General features: G+C 53.9%; 26 protein-coding genes and 1 tRNA gene. 11 read left to right on the forward strand and 16 right to left on the reverse strand.

The window, feature by feature from the left end:
- The first annotated feature begins 1 nt into the window (after position 1).
- From ACP15L_RS07560 to ACP15L_RS07575, 4 genes are read left to right on the forward strand one after another with little or no spacing between them, the layout of a single operon-like run.
- The gene (locus ACP15L_RS07560) at positions 2 to 1000 is read left to right on the forward strand and encodes an ABC transporter substrate-binding protein (RefSeq protein WP_425083708.1); all 999 of its coding nucleotides are present in this window, start codon (positions 2 to 4) and stop codon (positions 998 to 1000) included.
- Complete coding sequence (locus ACP15L_RS07565; protein ID WP_170467807.1) at positions 997 to 1806, forward strand: ABC transporter ATP-binding protein; 810 nt, start codon at positions 997 to 999, stop codon at positions 1804 to 1806. Before ACP15L_RS07560 ends, ACP15L_RS07565 begins: the two co-directional genes overlap by 4 nt.
- Complete coding sequence (locus ACP15L_RS07570; protein WP_170375895.1) at positions 1803 to 2675, forward strand: ABC transporter permease; 873 nt, start codon at positions 1803 to 1805, stop codon at positions 2673 to 2675. Before ACP15L_RS07565 ends, ACP15L_RS07570 begins: the two co-directional genes overlap by 4 nt.
- Positions 2665 to 3741, forward strand: a complete 1077-nt coding sequence (locus tag ACP15L_RS07575) for an Ldh family oxidoreductase (protein ID WP_425083709.1) — start codon at positions 2665 to 2667, stop codon at positions 3739 to 3741. Before ACP15L_RS07570 ends, ACP15L_RS07575 begins: the two co-directional genes overlap by 11 nt.
- A gap of 42 nt (positions 3742 to 3783) precedes the next feature.
- Here the strand turns inward: ACP15L_RS07575 and ACP15L_RS07580 are convergent, their stop codons facing one another.
- Positions 3784 to 4461, reverse strand: a complete 678-nt coding sequence (locus tag ACP15L_RS07580) for a GntR family transcriptional regulator (protein ID WP_425083710.1) — start codon at positions 4459 to 4461, stop codon at positions 3784 to 3786.
- Between the two features lie 9 nt (positions 4462 to 4470).
- Positions 4471 to 7347: an FAD-binding and (Fe-S)-binding domain-containing protein gene (locus ACP15L_RS07585; protein WP_425083711.1), complete on the reverse strand. Its 2877-nt coding sequence runs from the start codon at positions 7345 to 7347 to the stop codon at positions 4471 to 4473.
- A 134-nt stretch (positions 7348 to 7481) separates the two neighbouring features.
- On the opposite strand from ACP15L_RS07585, the gene ACP15L_RS07590 reads away from it, so the two are divergent.
- Both ACP15L_RS07590 and yghX read left to right on the forward strand, forming a co-directional pair.
- On the forward strand, positions 7482 to 8645 hold the full coding sequence (locus ACP15L_RS07590) for a pyridoxal-phosphate-dependent aminotransferase family protein (protein WP_425083712.1): 1164 nt from the start codon (positions 7482 to 7484) through the stop codon (positions 8643 to 8645).
- 90 nt (positions 8646 to 8735) lie between these two features.
- On the forward strand, positions 8736 to 9623 hold the full coding sequence (gene yghX / locus ACP15L_RS07595) for a YghX family hydrolase (protein WP_425083713.1): 888 nt from the start codon (positions 8736 to 8738) through the stop codon (positions 9621 to 9623).
- A 269-nt stretch (positions 9624 to 9892) separates the two neighbouring features.
- On the opposite strand, the gene ACP15L_RS07600 is transcribed toward yghX, so the two are convergent.
- Positions 9893 to 10804, reverse strand: coding sequence for a LysR family transcriptional regulator (locus ACP15L_RS07600; RefSeq protein WP_425083714.1), 912 nt, complete (start codon positions 10802 to 10804; stop codon positions 9893 to 9895).
- A gap of 131 nt (positions 10805 to 10935) precedes the next feature.
- Here ACP15L_RS07600 and ACP15L_RS07605 point away from each other — a divergent pair, with 131 nt between their 5' ends.
- The 3 genes from ACP15L_RS07605 (at position 10936) to ACP15L_RS07615 (ending at position 12109) form a co-directional block, all read left to right on the forward strand.
- A complete protein-coding gene (locus tag ACP15L_RS07605; RefSeq protein ID WP_170375908.1) occupies positions 10936 to 11160 on the forward strand; it encodes a DUF1127 domain-containing protein in 225 nt (74 codons plus the stop codon).
- Complete coding sequence (locus ACP15L_RS07610) at positions 11150 to 11377, forward strand: DUF1127 domain-containing protein (protein WP_425083715.1); 228 nt, start codon at positions 11150 to 11152, stop codon at positions 11375 to 11377. The genes ACP15L_RS07605 and ACP15L_RS07610 overlap by 11 nt, the downstream gene beginning before the upstream one ends.
- A gap of 324 nt (positions 11378 to 11701) precedes the next feature.
- On the forward strand, positions 11702 to 12109 hold the full coding sequence (locus ACP15L_RS07615) for an N-acetyltransferase family protein (protein ID WP_425083716.1): 408 nt from the start codon (positions 11702 to 11704) through the stop codon (positions 12107 to 12109).
- A 159-nt stretch (positions 12110 to 12268) separates the two neighbouring features.
- On the opposite strand, the gene ACP15L_RS07620 is transcribed toward ACP15L_RS07615, so the two are convergent.
- The 8 genes from ACP15L_RS07620 to ACP15L_RS07655 form a co-directional block, all read right to left on the reverse strand.
- The gene (locus ACP15L_RS07620) at positions 12269 to 13180 is read right to left on the reverse strand and encodes a sugar kinase (RefSeq protein ID WP_425083717.1); all 912 of its coding nucleotides are present in this window, start codon (positions 13178 to 13180) and stop codon (positions 12269 to 12271) included.
- 5 nt (positions 13181 to 13185) lie between these two features.
- Positions 13186 to 13497: a cupin domain-containing protein gene (locus tag ACP15L_RS07625; protein ID WP_425083718.1), complete on the reverse strand. Its 312-nt coding sequence runs from the start codon at positions 13495 to 13497 to the stop codon at positions 13186 to 13188.
- 17 nt (positions 13498 to 13514) lie between these two features.
- The gene (locus tag ACP15L_RS07630; RefSeq protein ID WP_425083719.1) at positions 13515 to 14258 is read right to left on the reverse strand and encodes an SDR family NAD(P)-dependent oxidoreductase; all 744 of its coding nucleotides are present in this window, start codon (positions 14256 to 14258) and stop codon (positions 13515 to 13517) included.
- Positions 14259 to 14314: 56 nt separating this feature from the next.
- Positions 14315 to 15196 (reverse strand): NAD(P)-dependent oxidoreductase, encoded by an 882-nt coding sequence (locus ACP15L_RS07635; protein ID WP_425083720.1) that lies wholly within the window; start codon positions 15194 to 15196, stop codon positions 14315 to 14317.
- Positions 15197 to 15205: 9 nt separating this feature from the next.
- Positions 15206 to 15640 carry a GlcG/HbpS family heme-binding protein gene (locus ACP15L_RS07640; protein WP_425083721.1) on the reverse strand — a complete coding sequence of 145 codons (435 nt, stop codon included), beginning with the start codon at positions 15638 to 15640 and terminating at the stop codon, positions 15206 to 15208.
- A gap of 18 nt (positions 15641 to 15658) precedes the next feature.
- Positions 15659 to 16945: a TRAP transporter large permease gene (locus ACP15L_RS07645; protein WP_170375920.1), complete on the reverse strand. Its 1287-nt coding sequence runs from the start codon at positions 16943 to 16945 to the stop codon at positions 15659 to 15661.
- Positions 16946 to 16947: 2 nt separating this feature from the next.
- Positions 16948 to 17481, reverse strand: a complete 534-nt coding sequence (locus ACP15L_RS07650) for a TRAP transporter small permease (RefSeq protein ID WP_425083722.1) — start codon at positions 17479 to 17481, stop codon at positions 16948 to 16950.
- Between the two features lie 80 nt (positions 17482 to 17561).
- Entirely contained in the window at positions 17562 to 18599 is a 1038-nt protein-coding gene (locus ACP15L_RS07655; RefSeq protein WP_425083723.1) for a TRAP transporter substrate-binding protein, read from the reverse strand.
- A gap of 238 nt (positions 18600 to 18837) precedes the next feature.
- On the opposite strand from ACP15L_RS07655, the gene ACP15L_RS07660 reads away from it, so the two are divergent.
- Positions 18838 to 19521, forward strand: a complete 684-nt coding sequence (locus ACP15L_RS07660) for a GntR family transcriptional regulator (RefSeq protein WP_170375924.1) — start codon at positions 18838 to 18840, stop codon at positions 19519 to 19521.
- 297 nt (positions 19522 to 19818) lie between these two features.
- On the opposite strand, the gene ACP15L_RS07665 is transcribed toward ACP15L_RS07660, so the two are convergent.
- Positions 19819 to 20712 carry an AraC family transcriptional regulator gene (locus ACP15L_RS07665; protein WP_425083724.1) on the reverse strand — a complete coding sequence of 298 codons (894 nt, stop codon included), beginning with the start codon at positions 20710 to 20712 and terminating at the stop codon, positions 19819 to 19821.
- Positions 20713 to 20880: 168 nt separating this feature from the next.
- On the opposite strand from ACP15L_RS07665, the gene ACP15L_RS07670 reads away from it, so the two are divergent.
- Complete coding sequence (locus ACP15L_RS07670; RefSeq protein WP_425083725.1) at positions 20881 to 21834, forward strand: SDR family oxidoreductase; 954 nt, start codon at positions 20881 to 20883, stop codon at positions 21832 to 21834.
- Between the two features lie 946 nt (positions 21835 to 22780).
- On the opposite strand, the gene ACP15L_RS07675 is transcribed toward ACP15L_RS07670, so the two are convergent.
- The 4 genes from ACP15L_RS07675 to ACP15L_RS07690 form a co-directional block, all read right to left on the reverse strand.
- Positions 22781 to 22857, reverse strand: a tRNA-Arg gene (locus tag ACP15L_RS07675).
- A 64-nt stretch (positions 22858 to 22921) separates the two neighbouring features.
- Entirely contained in the window at positions 22922 to 24304 is a 1383-nt protein-coding gene (locus ACP15L_RS07680) for an ATP-binding protein (RefSeq protein ID WP_425083726.1), read from the reverse strand.
- 18 nt (positions 24305 to 24322) lie between these two features.
- A complete protein-coding gene (locus ACP15L_RS07685) occupies positions 24323 to 25741 on the reverse strand; it encodes a dihydrolipoyl dehydrogenase family protein (RefSeq protein ID WP_425083727.1) in 1419 nt (472 codons plus the stop codon).
- Between the two features lie 5 nt (positions 25742 to 25746).
- A complete protein-coding gene (locus ACP15L_RS07690) occupies positions 25747 to 26505 on the reverse strand; it encodes a TVP38/TMEM64 family protein (protein ID WP_425083728.1) in 759 nt (252 codons plus the stop codon).
- Between the last annotated feature and the right edge of the window lie 229 nt (positions 26506 to 26734).

Genomic DNA, 26734 nt, shown 5'->3' on the forward strand with positions numbered 1-26734 from the left:
CTTGCTTTCGGCAGTTCCGGTAGCGGGAGCAATAGGAACGAAAGGTTTTGCGCAGGACTTGCGTAAAATCACTTTTGTGCAACCGAGCCCATCGGCGATCAACTCATTTCCTGTTTTTGTCGCCATTGGAGAAGGTTACTTCGCAGACGAAGGTTTGGACGTGACCGTCGAAGCGATCAACGGTTCAGGAGCCGTGCTTCAGGCTTTGTCTGCAGGGCAAGCGCATTTCGGTCGCCCCGGACCTGGTCCCCTAATTGCAGCGCGATCGCGGGATGTGGACGCAGTACATATCTACAACGTTGCAGCACGCAGCAACTTCGGCATCGCAGTGCCAGAAGACTCTGACATCCAAAGTGTTGAAGAGCTTCGAGGTAAAGTTATCGGAACAGGTACGGCTGATGGCGCGGAAGTCGGCTTTGCACGCAATGTGATGACCGGAGCAGGCATGAAAGAGGGTGAAGACTTCACTTTCCTGACTGTCGGCGACGGTGGCCCGGCAACTGCGGCTTTCCTGAACGGTGAAATCGACGCATATTCCGCATCGACAGCTGACACGGCAATTCTGAACCAGCGCGGAATGGCAGTGCGCGACATTACGCCGGCAGAATTTGGGCGTTTCTTCGGCAACGGCATCGCCACTATGGCCGACACAATCGCCAATGATCGGGAACTGGTCGAGGCCTGGAGCCGCGCATTCGCTCGTGGCCATGCCTTTGCGCTCGATGATGCCAACCGCGAAGCCGTGTTAAAGCACTTGGCCGACGGCAATCCGCAGGAAGGCGAAGACAAGGAGTTCCAGTCGGCACTTTTCGATGCCGTGCGTTCAAAAACCATAGCGGCGGATCCAAGCAATGGTCTGGGATGGTATCCCGCCGAAGTCTGGCAAGAATGGCAAGACGCGCTGGTCGCAGGTGGCGAAATTCCAGGACCACTTGATGACCTGAGCGCTGCGTGGACCAATGAGTTTGCTGCCATTGGCAACGAGGCTGTCAGTAAATGAACGCTGAAGTCACCCATGAGTTTTCCGGCGCGCCCTTGGGCACGCCGGTCTACGAGTTGACACACGTAAGCAAGACCTATGCGCGCAATCTGGTGGTCGCTCTCGAGGACATCAATCTGACGCTTCGGAAAGGAAGCTTCACATCTGTCATCGGGTCCAGCGGGTGCGGCAAGTCAACTCTGCTAAAGATCATGGCGGGTCTGATCCCGCCAACTAAAGGACGTGTGATCCTGCAGGGGTTGCCGGTCACTGGGACCCGCCGTGATATTGGTATGATGTTCCAGCAAGCGACACTTTTCCCATGGAAAACAGCTGTGGAAAATATCGTCCTGCCGATCGAGATTCGAGATGGAAAGGCAGCAGCCAAGCAAGCCATGGCAAAGGCTCACGAACTTTTGGATGTCGTAGGCTTGAAAGGTTTTGAAAACGTATATCCGAACGAATTGTCGGGCGGGATGGCACAACGCGCGTCGATCTGTCGAATGCTGATAACCGAACCAGCCGTGCTTTTGTTGGACGAACCGTTCAGCGCTCTCGACGAGTTGTCGCGCGACATGATGAATATGGAGTTGCAGCGGATTTGCCGGGAACAGGAAGCGACCGCGTTTCTTGTGACGCACTCCATTCAAGAGGCGGTGATTTTGTCCGATGAAATCGTCGTGTTGAAGCCACGTCCAGGCAGGATTGCTGAAATTGTTGAAGTCGACCTGCCTCGCCCGCGCACGCTCGATATGATGACGACTCCTAAGTTCGGCGCTATTGTAGACTACATTCGCAGCCTCCTGGATAAGGGAGAAGAAATGTGAGCCAAGTTCAGGACTACTCGCCTTCCGTAAAGGACGCTGACCCCGCAGAAGACACTGTTTGGGAGCAGAAAGTTCACTTTATCGACTCGGTTCCCCGTTGGATTGCGATGACGTTTGTTTTCGTCGTTTTCGTAGGCACTTGGCAGATTGTGACAAGCTTGGGGCTTGTATCGCCGATCATCCTGCCCACCCCGATGGAGACCCTTAGGGACATGATTTTCGTCGGACAAAACCTTTTGACCGGAGGTTACATGCTGGGTGCGCTTTGGATCACTTTCAAGGAGGTCATCTATGGCTTTGCCTTGGCGATCGCGATCGGTTTTTCGCTGGGCGTGCTAGTCGGGGAAACCGCATTTGGCGAAAAAGCAGTGATGCCTTACCTCGTGGCCATCGACACTATGCCAAAAGTCGCGTTCGCCCCGCTGTTTGTGGCGTGGCTGGGGTTCGGCATTGAATCCAAGGTGGCACTTGCCGCATTTATTGCGACATTCCCAATTGTGGTTGGAACAGCCGCTGGGCTTCACGCCGCCGACGAAAACGCGCGCATGTTGTTCAAGACGATGGGCGCGAGCCGGATGCAGACATTGATCAAGATGAAGCTGCCAACTGGCCTGCCGCAGATATTCACCGGTCTCAAGATCGGTGCAGTTGGCGTGATGGCAGGTGCAATTACAGGAGAGTTCCTGGGCGGCGGAAAGGGATTTGGTGAGCTGATCCGTGTTGCAGCCTCGCAGCTCAATACACCTCGGGTGTTCTCGTTGATCCTGTATCTCAGCCTCGTCGGCCTGGCCGTTTTTGCAACGGTGGTTTGGACACAGCGTAAACTCGTGTTCTGGCATAAAGAGCAGGTCGGCAGAGATGACTTCTGAACCTGTGAAAATACACTGCCAGGCCCTGCGTGAGTTTGTGGCGAGCGCACTCGAAACGCGAGGTGTGCCAAAAGCGGACGCTGTTCAGGTGGCCTCGACGATGGTGGAGGCCGACATCTATGGTTACGGCACACACGGTGTATTTCGCCTGCGCCAGTACCTTGCCCGGTTGGCGGGCGGCGGTTCTAATCCTACGGCAAAAATCACGGTAGAACATGAGACTGTTGCAACCGCTTTGATCGACGGAGATGACGGACTTGGTCATTTAGCTATGTCGGCGGCTCGGGATCTTGCAATAGAAAAGGCGAGAGAGGTCGGCATCGGATGGGTCGGTGTTCGACGTGGCAACCATGCAGGACCACTCGCACTATACGTGCGTCCACAAGCCGAGGCCGGGATGCTTGGCATGGCCGCAGCAGTGGGCAGCGCGAACCACGTTCCGCCCTATGGCGGAAGCGACCTGCTTCTTGGCACCAATCCTATCGCTTTCTCTGCGCCTGCCGATGGCCCTGATCCATTCGTTTTTGATATGGCGACGACTGTTGCCGCTATGGGCAAGATCAAGACCCTGTTGCAGCAAGGTAAGCCTATGCCTGAGGGTTGGATGGTCGGGCGCGATGGAAACCCATTGACGGACCCTGCCCGCAAGTCAGAAGGATTTCTTTTGCCGATCGGCGGTCCAAAAGGATTCGGTCTTTCTGTAGCTATCGGATTAATGGCCGGGGTCTTGAACGGCGCGGCCTTCGGCTCAGACGTGGTCAACTTTACCTCAGACACGACCTCATCCACAAACACAGGGCAATTCGTAATGGCGCTTAATCCGGCAGCGTTTGGGATGGAAAAAGACTTTGCTTCCAACGCCGCCCGCGTCTTTTCCGAAATGCGCGCATCAGCCCCACTGCCCGGTCATGACCCGGTGCGCTTGCCCGGAGACGGCAAAACGGCCGTAGCTGAAGCCCGTCGTAAAGACGGTGTAAGGCTTAACCCCGCTCTTTGTCGTGATCTCAACAAACTAGCCATGGACTGTGGGCTGACACCCCCATTTCCAAATCTCAGCACTGACTAGCGGTCGATCCGTGAAAAGTTTGTAAGCGCTTTGGAACAGAAGTCAGCGAAACGCCTCATTCTCGGCCTCAAGCGCCTTCACAAGAGCCGAAAGCTTGTTCATCATGTGTACCTTCATGGTTTTGCCAAGCCCATCTGCATCGCGAGCCTTAAGCAACTCCATCATAGCTTCATGTTCGCGAATTGCCTGCGCCCAGCGTTCGTCTGACAGATTGGCCACAAAACGTGCACGGCGGACCCGCGCCGCCAACAGCTTGTGGTGGGTTTCAAGAATGTCGTTTCGCGCGCCACGTATCAGTGCCTGATGGATGTCCTGATTGGCTTTGAAATACGCCTGTCGATCACGTGACCTATAGGCTTTCAACATATCGGCGTGGCGACGTTCAATCTGTTTAATTTCCGTGGAGTTCATGCTCTGACACGACAACTCTCCTGCCAGTTGCTCAAGCGTCGCAAGAACTGGAAACGTATTCTCCAATTCTTCTCGCGTGACACTGGCAACGCGCGCACCTCGGTTGGCTTGGAGTACCACAAAGCCTTCTGATGCAAGCACCTTTAGGGCTTCCCGCAATGGTGTCCTTGAGACCCCCAACGAGTCGCAGAGCTGTTTCTCGGGCACTTTCTCTCCCGGCTTCAGAACATCTTCGACAATCAGGTTGCGCAGACGTTCGACCAGTTCTTCATGTAGTGTTGTGCGCTTGATGCCATCCGTTAGATTCATAACCACGTCCTAATCATCAAGTACCATTTCCAACAAGCGAGCGACATGCATGGGCTGCCGTCGGGTACCCTCAGTGATTTGGTGCCGACATGATGTCCCATCTGCCACAACAATTGCATTCACTGGTGCCGCGTCCAAAGCTGGAAATAGGTCTAGCTTTGCCATCTCGATCGAGACATCGACAGTCTCCGGGGCATATCCAAACGCCCCAGCCATACCACAACAACTGCTTTCGATCATGTTAACCTGCGCCTCAGGAATACGCTTCAGGAGATTGAGCATAGGCGTGACGACGTCATGTGCCTTCTGATGACAATGTCCATGGACGTAGATCGGTCGATCTATCGGTTTCAAAGGCAAGCTCGGCTGTTCGGCCAGAAATTCCTCAATTGTATGTGTGGCCTTCGCCAACATCTCCGTTTGCGGTCCCGGGCAAAGAGCCAAATACTCGTCCCGGAAAGTGAGGATAGAGGAAGGTTCAAGTCCGACGACAGGTATGCCCTTGGCAACCATATCTCGTGTCGCGTCAATCACGCGCTTAGCCTCATGTCGCGCTTCTTCCACACAACCTACAGCCAACAAGGTACGCCCGCAATCCAACGCTCTTTCAGTGTGGTCATCCCGTGCTACGGCGACACGCAGCCCTAGCGCACGCAGGACCCGGACCGCGGCGCGCAGATTGTCAGGCTCGAAATAACGATTGAATACATCTGCAAACAGAAGAACCTGCGGATCACTATCTTGGGCCTCGTCATCTCGGAACGGAACGGAAGACCATTCTGGAAGATCACGTCGCGCAGCAATACCGGTCGGGCTTTCCAAAAGCTTTCGCAAGGGCCCAATTTTGTTTCGAATATTCATAAGCCACGCGACTTTTGCAGCTTTTGACGCATATCTGGGCAGGTAAGCTATCAATTTATCTGCCAATGTCAGCCCACCTTTTTTACGTTTCGCTGACAGTACTTCGATCTTCATTTGCGCCATGTCGACACCAGTCGGGCACTCCCGAGCGCACGCCTTGCAGGATACGCAGTACTTCATCGCGTCCAACATTGCATCGGACTCTAAACCGCCCGGCAACTGCCCGCTGATCACGAAACGTAAAGTGTTTGCACGCCCACGCGTGGAATCACGCTCGTTTCGGGTGGCACGGAAGGAAGGGCACATAACTCCGCCCTTGAGCTTGCGGCACGCGCCGTTGTTATTGCACATCTCAACGGCACCCTGAATTCCTCCTCCGGTACCCGGCCAAGCTGACCAATCCAGCGCTGTTTCGAAATCCGGGACTGAATAGTCCTGGCTGTAGCGGAATAGACGGCGATCATCCATTGAGGGCGCATGCACAATCTTTCCAGGATTGAGCATCCCGATTGGGTCAAACCGATGCTTAACCTCTTCAAAGGCGGAAATAATACGCTGACCAAACATTTTTTCATGAAATTCAGAACGCACGATCCCGTCACCGTGTTCACCTGAATGAGAACCCTTGTATCGCTTAACCAGATCAAATGTTTCTTCTGCAATCGCCCGCATTGTGCTGACGTCTTTGTCCTCCCGCATATTCAGTACAGGACGAACATGTAGGCACCCTACGGAGGCGTGCGCGTACCATGTTCCCTTGGTGCCATGCCGGTCGAATATTTCGTTTAGGCCCGCGGTGTAATCGGCGAGGTCGGACAACGGAACAGCGCAATCTTCAACGAAGGATATCGGCTTGCCTGCCTCCTTCATCGACATCATGACATTCAAGCCGGATTTCCGGTATTCGGCGATTGAATTCTGCAGCTTGGTGTCTGTAATTGAAACAACTCCACCCCACCGGCTTTTCGTTCCGGTAAAAGACAAGCCGAGATCTCCGATTAGTTGGGAAAGCTTAACCAGTTTTGCGGCATTGTCCTCAGCGTTGCCCTCGGCGAATTCTACTAGTAGCAGGGCTTCGGGATTGCCTTTGACAAAGGCCTCTATAGTGTCGCGAAACAATGGGATATCGCGCCCCAACGCGATCATTGTCTCGTCGATCAATTCTACCGCCTGAGGGTTGAGCGTCACGATGTGTTGGGTGGCCTCCATTGCAGCACGAAATGTCGAGAAATGGCACACGCCGGTAACTTTCTCACCCGGTAACTGTGCCAAGTTCAATTCCAATTCAGTGAAATAAGCCAGCGTGCCTTCTGACCCCACCAACAAATGGGACATGTTGATGTCGCTACCGACGAGCGCGTCGATATTGTACCCGCCCACACGGCGCTGGACCTTGGGAAAACGGGCGTCAATTTCAGACGCCTCACGACGCCCAAGTGCGCGCATGTCGCCAACAAGATCCGCATAATCGCTAGACGCGGGCGTTTCAGCGCTGAACCGCGCTTCGCTTCCGTCAACCAGAATTGCGTTTATTGCACGGACGTTATCTCGCATGATCCCGTACCGCAGAGACTTCCCGCCTGAAGAATTGTTTGCTGCCATCCCCCCAAGAGTGCAACGAGACGCTGTTGAGGGATCCACGGGAAACCAAAGGCCATGCTTCTTCAACGCTTCGTTCAATTGATCCAACACAACACCTGGCTGAACGCGCGCAATACGTTTCTCAACGTCTATGTCTAGAATACGATTCAAGTATTTTGTGTTGTCCAGCACAATACCCTGATTGACCGTTTGCCCGCATTGCGACGTGCCGCCACCGCGAGGAAGGACCGAAAATCCCTCGCCCCGCGCGACAGACATCACGGCTTTGACATCTTCTGTGGATCGGGGGATCACGACAGCGTCAGGTATCATCTGATAGATTGAGGCATCGGTCGAGTATCGCGCAAGCGACGCCGGATCTGACATCACCTCTCCCCGCACATCAGACAAAAGTCGGCGGTACAACGATCCATTCTTTACCATCAGGTTCGCCTTCCCTTCCCAGTAAGCCCAATTGGAGGCTCTACTTGCCCATTGACTGAATAATGAATTCATAATTAACTTTTGCAATGGTTAATAGCACCACTCTTTTGGCACCAGCATAAGGATCATTTCAAATGCGTCAGGCGGGCAGGCACTTTTTGCAGATTCCAGGGCCAAGTGCTGTGCCAGAGCGCATCCTGAAGGCCATCAGCACACAGACCATTGATCACCGGGGGCCCGATTTTGCTGAAGTAGGGAACAGGGCCCTTAGTGGGATAAAAACCATTTTCAAAACAAGGCAGAACGTCTTTATTTACCCCTCATCCGGCACCGGTGCATGGGAAGCAGCACTTGTGAACAGTGTTTCGCCAGGCGAAAAAGTTCTCATGTTCGAAACAGGACATTTCGCCTTCATGTGGTGCAATTTGGCAGGAAAACTGGGATTGCAGCCAGAACTGATTGAAGGAGATTGGCGTGGCGGTGCGGATCCAAATCAGATCGAAGACCGCCTGCGCGAAGATAGTCAGCACGCGATCAAGGCGGTATGCGTCGTCCACAATGAAACTTCTACTGGGTCAGTCTCGTCGATTGAGGAAGTGCGCAGAGCTATAGATGCGGCAAAGCACCCTGCGCTCCTCATTGTTGACTCCATTTCTGGCCTAGGGTCGATCGATTTTAGGTTCGACGACTGGGGCGTTGATGTCTGTGTCTCTGGTTCGCAAAAAGGACTGATGCTACCGCCTGGTCTGAGTTTTAACGCTGTAAGCGACCGTGCACTGGAACATTCAAAATCCGTGAATATGCCACGAAGTTATTGGGATTGGCATGATATGATCGAACCCAACCAGAAAGGGTTCTTCCCTTATACGCCCGGTACCAATCTCCTCTATGGACTAAATGAGGCCATCGATATGTTGCACGAAGAGGGGCTGGAGAACGTGTTCGCACGGCATTCCCGCCATGGCGCCGCGACGCGGGCTGCGGTGCAAGCATGGGGGCTTGAGGTATTGTGTGCTCGCCAAGGTCAGGAGTCGGGCGTACTGACCGCTGTTAAAGTACCTGAAGGACATTCTGCTGATGTATTTCGCGCAACTACGCTGGAGCACTATGATATCTCACTTGGAAATGGCCTGTCCAAAGTAGCCGACAAGGTTTTTCGCATAGGTCACTTGGGCGATTTCAACGACCTGATGTTGATGGCCACACTCTCAGGCGTAGAAATGGGCCTCGCCAAGAGCGGCGTGCCTCATACAGCAGGTGGCACGCAGGCTGCCTTGGAGCATCTCAAAGCCGCGTAAATCCAAGCTGAGCCTCCAATAGCGCAACCGAGTCCCATTGACTGGAAATTACCAACCCTCCGGATCACAAAACTCTTTAGGAGCTTCACCATGACCCGTATGACGGCAAAAGACTTCGACCAGGAACTTCTTGATCTGTATGACTTTTATGCGCACGGCAAAATCACTAAACGCCAATTTCTGGACCGCGCCAGCAAATTTGCGGTTGGCGGTTTATCAGCGGTCGCGTTGCTGAAAATGCTTAGTCCGAACTATGCCCTAGCACAGCAGGTGTCATTTAACGATCCCGATATCCATGCAGACTACATCACCTATCCCTCACCAAATGGAACCGGTGACGTGCGGGGCTACCTGGTCAGGCCCGCAGGCGTTGAAGAACCCCTGCCCGCGGTGCTGGTAATCCACGAAAACCGCGGCCTTAACCCGTACATCGAAGATGTCGCGCGCAGATTGGCGAAAGCCGGGTTTATGGCTCTGGCTCCAGACGGCCTGACATCGGTGGGAGGATACCCCGGCAACGACGCAGATGGGCGCGAACTGCAAAAGACAGTGGACCGGGTCGAGTTGATGAACGATTTTTTCAATGGATTTGAATACCTATTGAACCGAGATGACAGTACCGGAAAGGTCGGCGCAGTGGGTTTCTGCTACGGTGGCGGCGTAGTCAGCGCAATTGCTGTGGCCTATCCGGAATTGGCAGCAGGCGTGCCGTTCTATGGTCGCCAGCCGGCAGCTGAGGATGTGGCTAAAATTCAGGCGCCGCTACTGATTCAAATGGGAGAGCTTGATGAGCGCATCAACGCAGGGTGGCCGGATTTTGAGGCCGCCCTGCAGGCCAACGACAAAGTATACGAGGCATATACATACGAAAACGCCAACCACGGTTTTCATAACGACAGTACGCCACGCTATGATGAGGAAATGGCAAACCTAGCCTGGGACCGCACAATTGATTGGTTCAACACCTATTTGAAATAATTGGTACAAGCTACCAAGCCAGTCATGCATTGATATCTCTTCGTAGCAATCCTCGGCCCATCTTGGCCAAGCCCTTGGAAGCCCCGGAAACTTGAACTTCGGAGTTAGAAATTCTGCGACAAGGTCTTGGCCCGCAATCCCTACTATTGGATGCTTTTATGGTGTCGAAACGATGGATGGATACTGTCGCAGCGGTTTTAGGTGAAGCGATCCATTGTTAAGTGTTCAGCTCATCTGCGGGTCAAACGTATTAACACTTTTATGCGTGGTTAGCCGTTCCTTTGGTTCTCTTCGGTATCCCGAAACCGCCGCGCGAGATAATCCACAAACGCGCGCGTTTTTGGTGCCAGATTCCGCCTTTCGGCAAACATTACGACGATATCCGTGCTGGGCGGTGCATACTCCGGCATGACATGGACAAGTTCGCCGGAGAGAAATTTCCTGTTTGCCATATAGCAGGGCAGCCGTGCGATCCCGATACCAGCCAGAGCGGCTCTAAAGACGACATCGGTGCTGTTCCCCTCAAAGCTGCCCGTTGCTTCAAATTTTTCGCCTGCGTTCGGTTCGATGCTGTTCCAAGCGTTCCGTTGGCTTCTCCCAGCAACTCTCAAGCAATTGTGCTCAGCCAATTCGGTAATATTCGACGGTGTTCCACAACGCGCAAGGTATTCAGGTGAGGCACATAGTACCCTTCGACTCTTCATAACGCGCCTAATGACCATATCTGGATTCTTGCGTTGTTCCGCAAAGCAGATCGCCGCATCGAAGCCTTCACTCCGAAGATCAATTTCTCGGTCGGTCAAATCCAAAGACATTTGAACCTGAGGGTTCTCTTTCATGAACTCTGGCAGAGCAGGAATCAGTTGGGACTTACCGAATGCAACAGTGGATGCGATCCTGAGTTCTCCGCGTGGGACACCGTCAAAGCTGTGGATCATCGCTTTGGCTTCATTGAATTTGTCAGCCATCGCTTTGCATTTTTCATAGAAATCTTGGCCTTCCCGCGTTGGAGAGACACCCGTTCTGGTACGATTCAGAAGGCGGTAGTGCACCTGATCTTCAAGTAACCCGATCTGCTTACTTACTGCTGATGGGGTCTGGCCCATTGATCTTGCAGCCGCAGAAATACTGCCCTGCTCGACAACCGTCGCAAAGATTAGCATTTGCGCAGAAATGTCCATGTCATGACCTTTTGCTATTCCAATATGGCATGGGGCCTTTGCCAAAATGGCGAGTTGTGAGCGCTACCAAATACCCTTATCTCTGCATTGCAGCATAAATACTGCATTGCAGCAACGGACGAGGCAATATCATGGCAATTACACGATCAAACAGCGCGCTGGATGTCGTTTTCGAAGCTGGCCGCACGTTCTTTCATCAAAAGCTGGACACGATACGCAAGGCACAGGCCAAACGCAGGGTTTATCGCGAAACTTACTATGAACTCTCGGTGTTATCTGACCGTGACTTAATAGATTTGGGTATCTCGAGAAGCAGCATCAAAAATCTTGCGTTGGAGGCCGCCTATGGCTGTTAACACCCAAGCCCCTGCTACGTATCGCGATCACGCGATCGCCCAATCAATCGCATTCTTTGTGTGGATCAGATCCACGACTAAAGCTGCTTTGAAAGCACTGAAAATGGCCCGGATGCTCTCTGCGCTTTCGAATATGAGTGACTACCAACTCGCTCAGATCGGAATTTCGCGATCTGAGATCCCGGAATATGCCGAAAAACTAATGGCTGACGAATAGAGAAGTGGGCCTTCAGGTCAGAAGATTACACAAGTTTGCTGGTCCTCGCTCCTCCCAGAGTAAGCCAGCATAAGCGGCGGCGAAAAAGCCAACGGGGAGCGCCATCGCAAAGGGCCAGCATTTTCACCTCCTCCCGAAAATGCTGGCCCATACCAACCTGCCAAACAGGAAACGCGAAAACTGAAAGTCAGGAGAGCACTACAAGACCCGATCGTTCATCCTCTCCGTTCCGGCGATCAAAGTAACATCTGTAATCATTTTCTGTAGTTAGATATCGAAACGCGGCGAGCACGGTTTTGTGGAGCCGTCAACGCCAAATACGTCTTGAGCTACGCACAGAACATCCTTCGGTATGACAGTATCGCTTGTGGGGCGTTTGTCTGGGGACAATTGAGGGGCCTTGTGGAACTGCGCGGCCTCTTTCATTCATTACCATCAAAGCCAGAGGCTGCATTCTCTGTCGAAGCCGAGTGCCGAGGCCTTGGGATTGGCGACGCTTTGTTTCAACAGATGTACGCGATGGCGCAGAACAGAGGCGTCCGGTCTATCCAAATGATGTGCCTGAAGGAAAACCGCCACATGCGCTATCTTGCGGCGAAACATAACGCGCAGTTTGTAGCTGACGCGGATATTGTTGAAGCAATCTTGCACCCCAACTGGCCGACGCCCGCGTCAATTGCCATTGAGATTATCGCTGAAACTAGGGCACACTCACATCTGCTTTTTGCCTAGACGACCAATGGCACACTGCGTATTGCGGTCGTTTGATTGGACTCAAGCGAATGACCTTTTCTAACGCCTTTATTGTTTCAGTATTTAAGCTGCCTTTCTGCAGATAGTGGCCGTGCGGTGCGCTTATTCCACGTTAAACACAAGTCGGGGATTACCACCTCAAGCTGTAACACGCAGTGGATCGACAGGAACTAGCGCTCCTTTGGCTTGGATCACGTAGCTGGCCAATTTGCAGCCCAACGATATCCCTGCGCGGAAATCACTTTTCTCCGATACGCTGAGCAAAACGCCAGCGTTGAAGCTGTCACCAGCGGCTGTTGTATCAATAGCGGAAGTTTCCGGCTTAGTAGGCACCTCCCCTCTAATATTCCCATCTTTATAAACCACAGAATGCTCGCCGTTCTTTACGACGACCCGCTCCACACCAAGTCTTGCATATCGTTCAAGAGTCGCGGTCGGACAGTCGTCATTAAACCACGCGCTTTCATCGTCAAAAGACGGCAACACGATATCCGAGAGCTCAGCAGCGCGCATGATTGAACGCTTCATTTCTTCGGTACTCGACCAAAGTTTCGGTCTGATGTTCGTATCGAAAGCCACGGATTTCCCTACATCGCGACCCCTTTGGAGAGCACCAAGTAGATTTTCACGCGATTGAGGACCAAGAATTCCCAGCGTAATTCCTGAGTAATAGATCAAATCCGCTTTTTCGATAGCACGGTCAAGCGCATCTGGGTCGTCCGCAAGCCGTTTGGCCGCAGAGCTGTTGCGCCAGTAGGAAAAACTACGCTCGCCGTTGGAAAGGTGGATCATATAGAGACCCACGGTTCCATCCGAAATTTCGCAAATGTGAGAGGTATCGATGCCTGTTCTGTCAATGAAGGCTCGCATTTCGCGAGACAGTTTGTCGTCACCAACTGTCGTGAAATAAGCGACCTCTGTATTTGGTGATATATTCGCTAAATACCAAGCCGTGTTGAACGTATCACCAGCGTACCCGATCTTGAACTCCCCTGGACCGCCCAGGGGAGCAAGTTCCGCCATGCACTCGCCTATTGCTAAGATACGCATGGGTTCTACAAAAAATCGTCACGCCGCGGAGTGAAGCTATCTACGAGCTTTCCTGGTTCCAGGCAAACACATCCGTGGGTTTGATCTGAAGGAATGACAAAACTGTCTCCTGGCCCGAACTCTTGGTCACTTTCGCCCAAAGTGAACCGGAACCGGCCACTTTCGACATAGGTTGACTGGACATGCGGATGGCTGTGCAACGCGCCTATCGCACCTGCTTTGCTGAACCGAAAGGCAACAACCATGAGATTGGGATGATCAGAGAGAACTTGCCGTGTGACATTCTCTCCTGTCGAGATAACTGGAAACTCAGGCAAGGTGTACCTCCGCTACACTATGAGAAAAGCATTCCACCATTCAGATCGACATTAGCTCCTGTAATGAAAGCACTGTCGTCGCAGGCTAGGAATAGGACAAGATTTGCGACATCCTCAATGGTGCCCTGACGTTTCATTGGCGCAGCGGCTTCAAAGCCGCGACGTCCTGCGTCCGGTGTGTGGATGTTATGAAAATCAGTATCAATCATCCCAGGGCACAGCCCATTGACCCTGATATCCGGGCCCAGCTCTTTGGCCAAACCCCGCGTCAGCGTCATGATTGCGCCCTTTGAGGTCGCATACAGAACTGAGCCGGGGCCACCGCCATCGCGAGCAGCTTGGCTTGCCAAGTTGACAATTGCACCGCTTTTCATATGAGCCAAACAGGCGTTGGTCATCATGAAGTTGCTGGTCAGGTTCAAGTCCATCACATACCGCCAATGTTCAAGTGAGGACTCTGCGACTGTTTTGCGGGCAACCAAACCGCCCGCATTATTGACCAAAACGTCAATACTGCCGAATTCCGCGAGAGATCGCGCCACCAATGCGTCAACCTCGCTTTCCTGCGTTAGGTCTCCTTGAAGCGCGAATGCGGTCCCGCCATTTGCTTTGATCTTGGCCACAACGTCCTCAGCGCCTGCGCTGCTGGCAAAATAGTTTATTGCGACGTTTGCGCCCTCGGAGGCAAGCTTGAGAGCGACTGCTGCACCGATATCGCGGCCGGCTCCAGTTACAATTGCCGATTTTCCAGCGAGTTTCATGGGCATCCCTCATCTTTGCTCAGCTTTAAAAGTTGTCGTGTGCCATTGTGGGTCGCCTAGGCTGCACCGCGTTTGACGAACATGTCGTAGATTTCGGGTACATTGCCTTCGCCCATCCCTGCATCAAGCGCCGTTTTAAGATTTGCGGAAGTGCCTTCAGCGATTTCGGAGCGCGTTCCAATGTCAGTAATCATCTGAACGAAGTAGGCGATGTCCTTGTTGGCATTGCTGATCGAAAACCCAAGATCACTTACGCCATCGACGGCGTAATTCTTGCAAAATTGCATGAATGGAGAATTGGACGGGCCCGCAGACATGATCTCAAAAAGCTGCTGGCCATCGATGCCAGCTTGTTTTGCAACTGCAAATGCCTGGCTCATGGTACACGCTGTTGTCATACCCATGAAGTTGTTGATCAGCTTAGTCGTATGGCCCGCGCCGAGTGCACCAAGATGGAACACGTTCTCGCCCTGCACGTCGAGCACAGGTTTGACCTTTTCAAACGTTTCGATATCGCCTGCTGCCATGATGTTCAACAAACCGTCCTTGGCGTGCATAGGTGAACGCCCCAACGGCGCGTCGAGCATCCCCGCCCCATTTTTCGCAAGGTCCGCGCCAATTTTCTTTGTTGAAGCTGGAATGGACGTTCCGAAATCTATGACCACCGCGCCTTCTTTAATCCCAGCGAGAATACCATTCTCGCCGTAGATCAGGCTTTCGACCACGTCAGATGTTGTCACGCAGAGCATGACGATATCACTGGCCGCGGCGAGTTCTCTAGGGGTGCTAACCTCGACCGCTCCGCGCGCGACGGTTTGGGCAACCGCCGCTTTGTTGCGGCCCATGACCACAAGATCAAAACCATTTTTTTGGAGGCATTCAACCATCTTGCTGCCCATTTGGCCTAGGCCAATGAAACCGATTTTTGGATTCGACATATGCGCCTCCTAAGCGTTTGGGTTTTTCATTTTGGAAAAGACATCTGCCCCAGCTTGGGCGACGTCATGATCTTGCGCAGGCGAGCCTGAACTAACGCCAATGCCGCCGACGACATCAGAACCAGAAAGCACAGGAAGACCGCCGGCAACGGTCACCATACGTCCGCCTAAGGCCGAGGCGATGCCATGCGCTGGCATTCCCGGTTGACTGACTTCACCCAAGGCTTGCGTGCTCTTTTTGATGCCGCTTGCGGTATAAGCCTTGTCGATCGCCAGATTGACGCTGGTAATCTTGGCGCCATCCATTCGCTCAAATGCGATCAGGATACCGCTCTCGTCGGTAACAGCGATGCACATAGGCACCCCGATATCTTCGGCTTTGAGCCTAGCGACCGCGATCAGCCGTCGTGCCTCTTCAATGTCCAATCGTTTGATATTCAGCATAGCGGCGTCCTTTGGGCTTTATGGGCCGATTAGGAGAGTGGGAAGTGTGAGCGAGATGGCAGGAACGAAGGTGATCAGCATCAGCGCTGCGAAGATCGCAAGGTAGAAAGGCCAGATCGTTCTAATGGCTTTTTCCATCGGCAACTGGCCAACCGCACAGCCTACAAACAGACAGGTCCCGACCGGAGGTGTGCAAAGCCCCAGACCAAGGTTCACCAAAAGGATCATGCCGAATTGGAGCGGATCGATCCCAAGCATATTCATCACCGGCAAGAAGATCGGCGTGCAGATGAGGATCAATGCTGCCATATCCATAATCATGCCAAGCAGCAAAAGAACGGCGTTGATCATCAGCAAAATCAGGATCGGGTTCTCGGTTATACCCAAAAGGAACTCGACCGTTTTGGTTGGTACGCGGTTGTAGGTCAGCATGTACGCGAAGGCCCCGGCACAGGCGATCAGGATCATGACCATCGACGTTGTGCGCACTGACGAAATTACAGCAGTCTTAAAGGCATCCCATGACAGGCTGCGGTAGACGATCAGCGTGACAACAAAGGCATACATAGCCCCGAATGCACCGGACTCTGTTACAGTAAAGATGCCTGATAGGACACCTCCGACGATAATGACGGCAGTCAGCAAGCCGGGGATGGAGCCGATAAACGCGTACGCCAGCGCCGTCCATCCTGGAAACCGTTCAGCCTGATAGCCGCGCTTTACTGCGACCACATATGCGGCAATTGCCAGGCAACAGCACATCAGGATGCCGGGGACCACGCCCGCCAAGAACAGCTTGGAAATTGACACCACACCGCCCGTTGCAAGAGCAAAGATGATCATATTGTGACTGGGTGGAATGATGATCCCGGCGATAGAAGACGTCACCGTCACATTTACCGCATAGTCAGCATCGTATCCCTTATCTTTCATAACGGGGATGAGAATTGAGCCCAGCGCGGAGATGTCCGCGATCGCCGAACCTGAAATCCCGCCAAAAAGCATGGAGGAAAACACGTTAACAATGCCAAGCCCGCCGCGCACGGCACCGACAGCAGCTTGCGCGAACCTGACCAATCTAACGGCTATCCCGCCGTGGAACATCAGCTCGCCAGCGAAAATGAAAAACGGGATCGCCATAAGCGAAAAAACGTTGATTCCTGCGACTATTCGTTGAAAGCCGACGAACAACGGCAAACCTTCATACCAAAACGCAGCCAAGGCAGAAATCCCAAGTGCGTAAGCGACCGGGGTGCCGATTATGACGGAAAGGGCGAAGACCCCGAGAAGAACTGCAAGTCCCATGATTAACCCTGATCAATACTGTCTTGCCGCGCATCCTCGCCTAGAAACAGGCGGATCAGATGACCGATGGAAAACAGAAGGACCAATGCTCCGCTAATTGTCATAGGCAGGGATCTCAGGCCTTCGGGCCATTGAATAAGCGGGATCAGCGTGCCCCATTTGAATTCGGTCAATTCAAGCCCGTACCAGAACATCATCGCGCCAAACCCGACTAGCAGCATATCTGTGATGCAAACAAAGACTGTTCGTACTTTCGGCGACACCATGCCCCGAAAAAGAACAACAGAGAGGTGGGTATGGTTGTGCACTCCGGCTGCTGCGCCGAGGAAGGCAATAACCATGACAAGTAAAAGCGATACCTGTTCAACCCAGGTGGGCGTGTCATTGAGGACGTACCGGCCAAAGACCAGCCAAGCGAAGATGGCGGTCATAGTCACGATGGCGACGCCGGCCAACAAGTTACAAAGGCGGGCGAGCAGGTCGAGGAAGAAATCCATCCTCCGTAGAAACTCTGATGTCTTGTCTGAAACTTGCATACTGCCCCCCTTTTTTGGATTTACGAGTCCGGTTTCTTTTAAGGAAACCGGACGCGCTTATTTGTATTCGCTTTGGCAAATCACTCAGTGGCCTGGGCCATCTCGACCAACGCCTTCATATCTGGGTTGGCAGCGAGGTAGTCGGCATAGACTACGTCCATCGCGGACTGGAAGGGACCTTTGTCTGCGATTTCGTTGACTGTGATGCCAGCCGCTTCAACGTCAGAGCGCGCTTGCTCAGATCCAACAGCCCACAGTTCGCGCTGATAAAGAGCCGCTTCTTGTGCCGCACTACGTACAGCTTCTTGTAGTTCGGGGCTAAGCGCGTTGAACTTGGCTGTATTCACACAGATGCACTCGGGGATGATCAAATGCTCAGACAGCGAATAGTGCGACGTCACTTCGTAATGGCCGACGTTTTTGAACGACGGGAAGTTGTTCTCCGCCCCATCAACAACGCCTGTTTTCAGTGCCTGTTGTACTTCCGAAAAAGCCATTGGAGACGGATTTCCACCCATAGCCGAAATCATCGAAGTGTAGAGATCGTTGTTCATAACTCGGATCTTCAGACCTTCCACATCGGCTGGAGAGTTGATTGGTTTCTGGCTGTAGAATGACCGGGCTCCAGCATCAAAATATGCAAGGGGAAGAACTCCTGCCTCACCCATCGCTTCGGCAACGACCGCACCAGCTTCACCTTCCATCACGCGGAACATGTGCGGCACACTTTTGAAGATGAACGGAAGCGATACAAGGTTTGCCTCTTTGACCATCGGACCAATCGGGCCAAGGTTGAAGTTGCCAACCTCGATGGCTCCAATACGCACTTGCTCCAGCGCATCGGGTTGCGAGCCAAGAACGCCGCCGTGGAAAACATCTACCGTGACTTCACCATCTGTGGCTGTGTCAACAAGCTCAGCAAATTTGTCCATCGCCGCCGTATTGGGGTGGCCGTCATTGTGAATGTTCCAAGCGCGCCAGCTTTCAGCCGACGCTGAAGAGGCGATCAGTGCAACGGTTACTGCTGCAAAAAGCGATTTCGTAGAAGTCATGGGTCTCCTCCCGTTTTTTCTGAGCAGCAACAGGCCAAAATGTGTCGTCTGGAGGATGAAAGTCACAAAACTTCCTGCTTCCTCCCAGAGCCGGAATCACTGCTGAACTCATAAGGACACTAGTATCCAAGTTATGTCAACAACTCGTTTGAAACATGTGACGGCCTTGACTTCAATGGTTACAGGCTCTTTGATATTAACCGAAAAAGCCTTACTGAAATACATACGAAATATGGCTTTTTTCTATATAAAACAGTGCCTTAACCACCCATCAGATCGTGGTGACAGGATTATGAATCAGAGGATGAAAGAAAAAATCGTGGACGGAATTAGAACCCGAACAACCACTGATGCCGTCTACGAAACACTGCACGATCAGATCGTTTCGCTCGAAATTCTTCCCGGTACAAAATTGTCCGAGACGGAAGTCGCACGCCGATTTGGCGTTTCTCGCCAACCTGTTCGCAACGCCTTCACCAGGCTTGGAAATGAGGATTTGCTACTTATCCGACCGCAAAAAGCAACCGAGGTGCGCGGCTTTTCAATGGATCGCCTAGAGCTTGCTCGTTTGGTGCGAAGGGCCGTCGAACTTGAAATAGTTTACATGGCGGTTGAGACTTGGGATTCAGATCGGGATGCGAAGCTAAGCGAAAACTTAGCCCTTCAGGAGAATGCTCTGACGCAAGGGGATCTATCTGCCTTTCACGCGCTCGATTACGATTTTCACAAACTAATCTACGTCCTTGGCGGCAACCCGTTAGCGTTCGAAGTTATGATGGAATGCAAACAAAAAGTAGATCGTCTCTGTATGCTTGGTCTTGAGAAAGATCGCGAGGCGAATTCCATTTTGGAAGACCACTATGAGATCGCAAATGGGCTTGTCTCGCGGGATCTGTCAAAAGCGCAAAACGCAGTCAGAAAACACTTATCCCGCCTCGACGACACTATCGCGTTTATTCACGAACGCCATCCCGAGTACTTTGAATAAGTTCGGAAACTCGTACAGCTAATTTGATTCAATATTCAGTACCGACAATGTGCCTATCGTACCGGCCGGCTGCTCATTTATCTTAACGTTTTTTTGCTTGTTAGGGATCATCGAATTTGCAATGTCCGGTTTCTGCGGTTTTCTCACGTTCTACAAACGTGATGCTGCTCGGCAGCGAATTGGGGCTTTTCCCGAACAACAGACGTTCGCTACAGCCAGCGAGAACGTCAGCTCTGCGGAAAAAGCTTCCGTTCACTGCGGTGACTCCAAGGTTCGATTTGCTCACGCAAATCAGCCTCAAGCAACTTTGACCAGCAGTTTCTGTGCCTCACCCCATTTCCTCGGTGATTGCCCATACATGCGCCTGAACTCGCGACTGAACTGGGACGGGCTGACGTAACCAACGTCCATTGCAGCTTCGTTCACAGGTATCCCGCCCGCGATCTTCATGGCGGCGTTGTTGAGGCGCATCGTCTTGACGAACTGGATTGGCGCCATCGTCGTGACCTGCTTGAATTTGCGATGGAAAACCGCCCGGCTCATGCCCGCTCGGCTTGCCATATCCTCAATCGAGATCGGCGTATCCAGATGTGACGACACATGCGCAATTGAACGTGCGATGGCGTTGCCAGCGCCAAATGCCTGTCGTGCGAAGGTGCCAGCTTCTCCACTCAGGATCGCATAGAGCACCTCACGCAATCGCGCCTCGCCGAGAACTGCTGTATCCGTCTCGCTGTTTCCGAGCTGCAGTAGCCGCAGCAGCGCTTCAGTGAATCCATCGTCCCATCTCGCGAGCCTAATTCCCGGCTCCGGCAGTTCTTCTTTGACCGAAGGAAGAACGCCGCCGGCATTTTCCATCTCCATCACCAGCTCGGTCATAGCGCGTTGCTCAAGAGTGATCATGACTCCGTAGAGTGGGTGGTAATGCGAGGCCAAAGGCGTCCCCGCCTTGACCGGCATCGACATTGGGCAGCAGAGATATCGGCTGTTGTCGTATTCGTATCTTCGGCCATCCAGTACGGCTTCCTTAACCCCACTCACGATGGCCACGATGCAGGGCTCGTAAACGGCTGGAACACAGGGGATTGAACGCGTGGCGCGAAACAGGCGTGCACCCTTGATGCCCGTCTCGGTCAAGCCGTCCGTTTCGGTTCGGTCTGCGATGATTTGCTTGATCTGATCCTTGCTCATAGGAGAGATGTAAAGGCTCCAGATCGTTGTAGGCAACTACCTTGATACAATCGGGCAAGTATTTGCGATAATCTCGCCTGTTTCTGTGTTCTGGTGAGAGCTATCTGCATTTCCAAGCCGAAACACAATTCACTCGGTCCCCGCGCCAACGCAGATAGGAGACAAAAGATGCCAGATACCACATTTGGACCCAAGGGCTGGATGCCCGAGCGCCTCGACGACCTCTCCGGCGAGACCTACCTCATCACGGGTGCCAACGCCGGTGCCGGGTTCCAGGCCGCGCGAACGCTCCTTAAAAAGAACGCCAAGGTTGTCATGTTGAACCGCTCGGTTGAGAAGTCTCGGGCAGCTGTTGCGGACCTGAAAAGTGAGTTCGGTTGTGAAGCAGAAGTGAGCTTCATTCGCATGGACCTGGCCTCGCTCGCAAGCGTACGCGAAGCTTCGGCCAAAGTTCTGAATTCCGTTTCCCGGATCGATGCGCTCATCTGCAATGCGGCCATCGCACAGGTGCCGACTCGCAAACTGACAGAGAATGGGTTCGAGAGCCAGCTCGGCACCAACCATTACGGTCACTTCCTACTCTGTGGTCTTCTGTTTGAGCGGATCGAAGCCTCAAATGGTCGGATCGTTGTTGTGGCAAGTCTTGGATACAACATGGGTCTGAAGACGATCAAGTTCGACGACATGAACTGGGAAGAGGGTTACGGGCCGAATATCGCCTACTCGCAAAGCAAGCTGGCGCAAATGATGTTCGCCTATGAATTACAGGACAGGCTTGCCGCCGCAGGGCGTACCGAAGTCGAGGTCTATGTCTGCCATCCCGGCTCTTCGGCAACGTCGCTGATCAGCACCAGTGGCAGCCGGACGATGCGGTTCATCTGGTGGCTCATGACAAAAACACCGATGGTTCAAACGGCCGAGCAAGGGTCCTATCCCGAAGTCATATGCGCTGCCGAAAAGACTTTGACCGAACAACGCGCGCTCTACGGACCAACGGGCCGCCTTGAAGCCGTTGGCCCGGTCGGCAGGGGCACATTAAACCCGCATGCGTATGACAAAACCGTCATGGCAAGGCTTTGGGAGGTCACTGAACAAGAAACAGGCTTGAAGTGGGAGGTTTGATCCAACGGGTCCTGTTCGGCTGGTGATGCTTCACCCACAATCGGACATTTGTGCACCGTGCAGCATTTAGTAGAATAGGCTCAACGCGGTCATCCGACCTTTTTTCTGATGAAGGCTACGCGCCGCTAGGCGGTCTTTCGGCAGCAGACAGTCGAACTTTATGCATATAGTGGTCGCTCAGCACGATAGCAGACGCTGACCAAAAAAATCCACTGTGGACTTAGTTCGGGCATGACTACCGACCAGCCCCGCAGCAAAATGCACAAGTATTAGTAACGCAAACCGAATTATAGTATACAAAATAGATAGTTATTGCTTGGTGCATTCGCTTTCTGAGAAGAGAGGAGTTAACTATACCAACACCGCTCTTCAAGCCTGGTCATTCCGGTAATCCGGGTGGGCGACCCAAGCTGGACCCTGAGACAAGAAAGTTGATCCAGTCGAACGGCGAGCTCGCTGTGAAACGCATACCTTCCGAAGTTATCTAACTCGCTTCAAAGATGAAGGGCGACTGCACTACAACCCAGAAACAAAAAAGTGGCGGATTTCAGAACAGGATTACGGGCGCGCTTTCAGCCCAGAAGACAAGGAAAGAGCAGAAGAATGAACCCGATATAACACCCACCCTGACCTAGCGAGGTCCCAACACCTCGCTAGGTGAGCAGTCGCCAGAAGGGCGATACGTGGCCGAGGCATTTGCCTCGGCTCCACCCAAAGGTCCAATATTAGCGGGACCTCATCACCTGTTCATCTTGAATTACAATTCCCGAAACGACAACACCCCATCCGATTCCGCAAAGACAGGGACGTGGTACTTAACCGCCCAAACGGACTTAGCCTCACCCAAATGTTGCGGGATTAGTTGCGGGATAGGTTCAAATCCCCTGGGGGATTCCAACTCAACCTTAGATTTAATCGTTTAAAATCAATGAGTTAAGGGGAGAAGTGGCGGACCGAGGAGGATTCGAACCCCCGACCCCTTGATTCGTAGTCAAGTACTCTATCCAGCTGAGCTATCGGTCCGCGTTGGTGAAGCGGTGTTTAGACCCGGTGCGGGGGACGTGCAAGCCGATTCTGCAAAAAATCTTCAAAAAGTTAGATCGCCGCGTGGGAGGCTTATTTCAAAGGTTGTACCGGTGGGTCCGGTCTCTTTCAGCACAAGATCTCCACCATGTCCGCGCACCAGTTCCTGTGAAATCGCAAGCCCAAGGCCCGAGCCCCCCTTGCGTACGCCGCCTTGGAATGGCGTGAACAGATTCTCGCGTGCTTTGGGCGGTAGGCCGGGGCCGGTATCGCGGATTTCGATGCACCAGCTGGCCTCCATGGCGCAGCCGGTGACAGTGACGCGCCCGGGTTTGCCTGAGGAGACCAGAGCCTGCCGGGCATTGCGCACAAGGTTCATGATCACACGGAAGAGCTGCTCTGGGTCTGCGCGCACGACCAGATCCTCGGGCACCTCGTTCACGATTTCGACGCAGGCATCGGCAACGGCCAACTGCTCGCTGGCGGCAACATCTTCGGCGATGTCGCGGACGCGCACCATGGTCAGGGTCGGCGCAGGCTCTTCCGCCCGACCGAAGGCAAGGGTGCTTTCACACAGCGAAACCGCGCGAGTGATCGAGTTGACCAGCTTGGGTGCCATACGGCGGACCAAGGGGTCATCGCTGGCTTCGATCCGATCCGTAAACAACTGCGCCGAGGTCAGGATATTGCGCAGGTCATGGCTGACTTTGGCGACAGCGCCACCCAGTTGCGCCAGACGTTCGCGTTGTTTCAACGCCTGCGTCAGGTCGGTTTGCAACATCTTTAAAGCCTCTTCCGCCTCACGCAGTTCGGTGACCTTGGAGTTGGGAGTGATAATGCCGCGTGCATCCTCGGGCGCGCTGGCATAGCGCTGCATATAGCCGACAACGCTTTTGATCGGACGCACCAGCACAACGCGCACCGCAAGGAACAGGAAGAAAGCCGTGATGATCGAAATAACAAAAGACAGCCCCAGAATGCGCAGCCCGTAATCGACCATCGCCATGCGCAAAGGCATGCTATCAATGGTAACCTCGATAAGCAGACCAGCGCCTTTGACCGGCTCACCGATCACACGGATGACCTCATTTTCAGTGGTAAAAATACGGGTCATCGCATCGCGGATCAGGATCCACGGGCCCGCGTCTCGCAGGTCATAGGTGTTGGTGATCTGTTCCGGGATGGGCGAAGACAGCATCAGCTGCCGCACCTCATCGCGCCGAAGGACAACGTTGTAGACACCGGCATTTGCCAGAAGCTCGGCCTCAAGATCGTCAGCGAGCATATCATCGGCCAGCAGCGCCAAAGACGCGATCTGTGCGCGTTCCAGCCGGTTCAGTAGGAAGTCCTCTCGAAAACGCGCTATGGACGGCACAAAGATCAGGACCTCGGCCAACATCACGAAGACCGTCGTCAGGATCAGAAATCGGCCGGACAGCGAGTTCAATTGGCGCTCCTCTTCCGGTCAGGGGATCCAGCGTTGCACGAACCTGACCACGCGTTTAACCGTCTGATTCTCAAACAGCCTTGGCGAGAAATAAGCCCCCGCCACACGTTTGTTAAGCTCTCCGATCGTCGGATAGGGCGAAACCATCGCGGCGATCTGCCCCATCTTGAGGTTATTGGCCAGCGCAAGGGACCACAAGTTGATCAGTTCTCCGGCCTGATGGCCGACGATTGTCGCGCCCACGGGGCGTCCTTTGACGACCATGACCTTGATAAAGCCCTTTGTCTTACGCTCGGATATGGCTCGGTCATTGTGGTGGTAGTCGAACCGGGCGACCTCGATCGTGTCACCATGCTGTTCACGGGCTTGTGCCTCGGTCAGGCCGACCTGAGCCAGTTCTGGGTCCGTATAGGTAGCCCATGGGATATGAGCTGTCTTGGCCTTTGATGGCAGACCAAACAGGGCCGAGCGGATGATGATGCCCGCATGGTACCCCGCCACATGGGTGAATTGCAGACCACCCGCCACATCGCCGATGGCATAGACCTTGCGGTTGGTCGTGCGCAGGGCATCATCCACCGTGATCCCCTTGCGTGTACGGTCAATCCCGGCGGCCTCAAGGTTCAGGCGTTCGACATTTGCCTTGCGTCCGGCTGCCATGAGAAGGTGGGTACCGGCAAAGATGTCTCCGTTCTGGGTGACAACCTCGACCGCACCAGCCGAGCCTCGGATTTGCGCGACCATGGCTTCTTCCTGAATATCGACCCCTTCGGCCCGCAGGGTCTCCAGAACGAGGGCTGCGGCCTCGGGGTCATCCTTGCCCAGCGCCTTTGCGCCTTCGATCACGGTCACCTTGCAGCCCAGCCGTATATGGGCCTGCGCCATCTCCATCCCGATGGGGCCGCCGCCGATAATCAGCAGGTGGTCAGGCTTGTCCTTCAGATCAAAGATGGTTTCATTCGTGTAGAACGTCACCGAGTCCAGCCCCGGGATCGGCGGCACAAGCGGCGATGACCCGGTGGCGATGACAACCCGCCGGGCGGTGATCACGTTCTCACCTGCCTGCACCTGCGTCGGAGACAGGAAGGTGCCAAATTCGCGGATCACCTTGACGCCGAAACCTTCGAACCGTTCCTGACTGTCCATCGGCTCGATCTGAGCGATCACTCCGTGCACATGATCCTTGGCGGCGCCATAGTCCACTTGCGGTACAACATCGGCCACGCCAAAGGGCGCCGAATGGGCCTGCCCATAAGCCATCTTGCCACTGGCGATCAGGGCCTTGGAGGGGACACAGCCAAAGTTCAGGCAATCGCCGCCCATCTTGTGACCTTCCAGCAGGATCACCTCGGCCCCCATCTGCGCGGCCCCTGCCGCAACCGACAAACCGCCCGACCCGGCGCCGATGACCAGGATATCTGTTTTCAGCTCTTTCATGGAATTCAGGCGTCCTTTTTCCCGCGCAGGGCTTTGATCAGAATGGGCAGAGCGGCCAATACGCACAAGCCTATGATCGGACCGACAACAAAAGGTTCCCAAAGCAGCGAAACATCCGGCGTTTCGCCGCGATCAAAGACACCACCCAGGCCGACACCAATCCAGGTGTAGACAATCCCGCCCGGAATGATGCCCAGCGCCGTGGTGAACAGGAAGTTGCGGAACTTCACGCCCACCAGTGCCGGGACCAGATTGGCCACAAAGAACGGAACCACGGGCACAAGGCGCAGCAGGAACAGGACCGAGATTTCATTCTCGCGCAGGCCGTCCTTGAGTTTCTTGATGGTCCCTTCCGAGGATTCCAGCCGCGCCGTCAACGACTCACCCAAGCCCCAGCGCGCAGCCAGAAAGATGGCGGATGCGCCGATCGTGGCTGCGAACACGTTGAACGCGGTGCCTGCAAACAGGCCGAACAGGAAACCACCGGTCATCGAGGCGACGGCGGCCCCGGGCAGGGAAAACGCCACGATCACGATATAGATCCCAACGAAAGCTGCGGCCATGGCCCAGTAGTACTCATCCCGCCAGGCCAACAGGGCCTCGCGGTTGTCGCGCAGGGTTTCAAAACTCAGGTAGTCCCCAAGGGTGAAGAACCCCACCGCGGCGACGGTCAGGATCACAAGCAATGGAATATGGCGCGCAAACCCGCTGCGCGGTGCTTGGGTCGTTTCGCTCATCTGGCTGTCCGGCTTTGGTTGTTTCATTCTGACCCCAACATGCGCTTCCCTGTGGTCCTGCAACAGGCCCCTCACGCGGCCTTGAACTCTGTGGCAGGGAATGTGAGGGTTCGGGGCGCAAAAAACCGGATTCTGAAATCTTTTGACCGGCCAGGTTACAGAATTGTTGCAAAAGGCGCGAAAACCCGTGCCTTGGGGTTTGACTTACCCCCCGCTTGGCAGTAGAGGACGGGCTTCGAACACTCGGGCCAGGCGA

The organism is Ruegeria profundi (assembly GCF_049800715.1).
GTDB lineage: Bacteria > Pseudomonadota > Alphaproteobacteria > Rhodobacterales > Rhodobacteraceae > Ruegeria > Ruegeria profundi_A.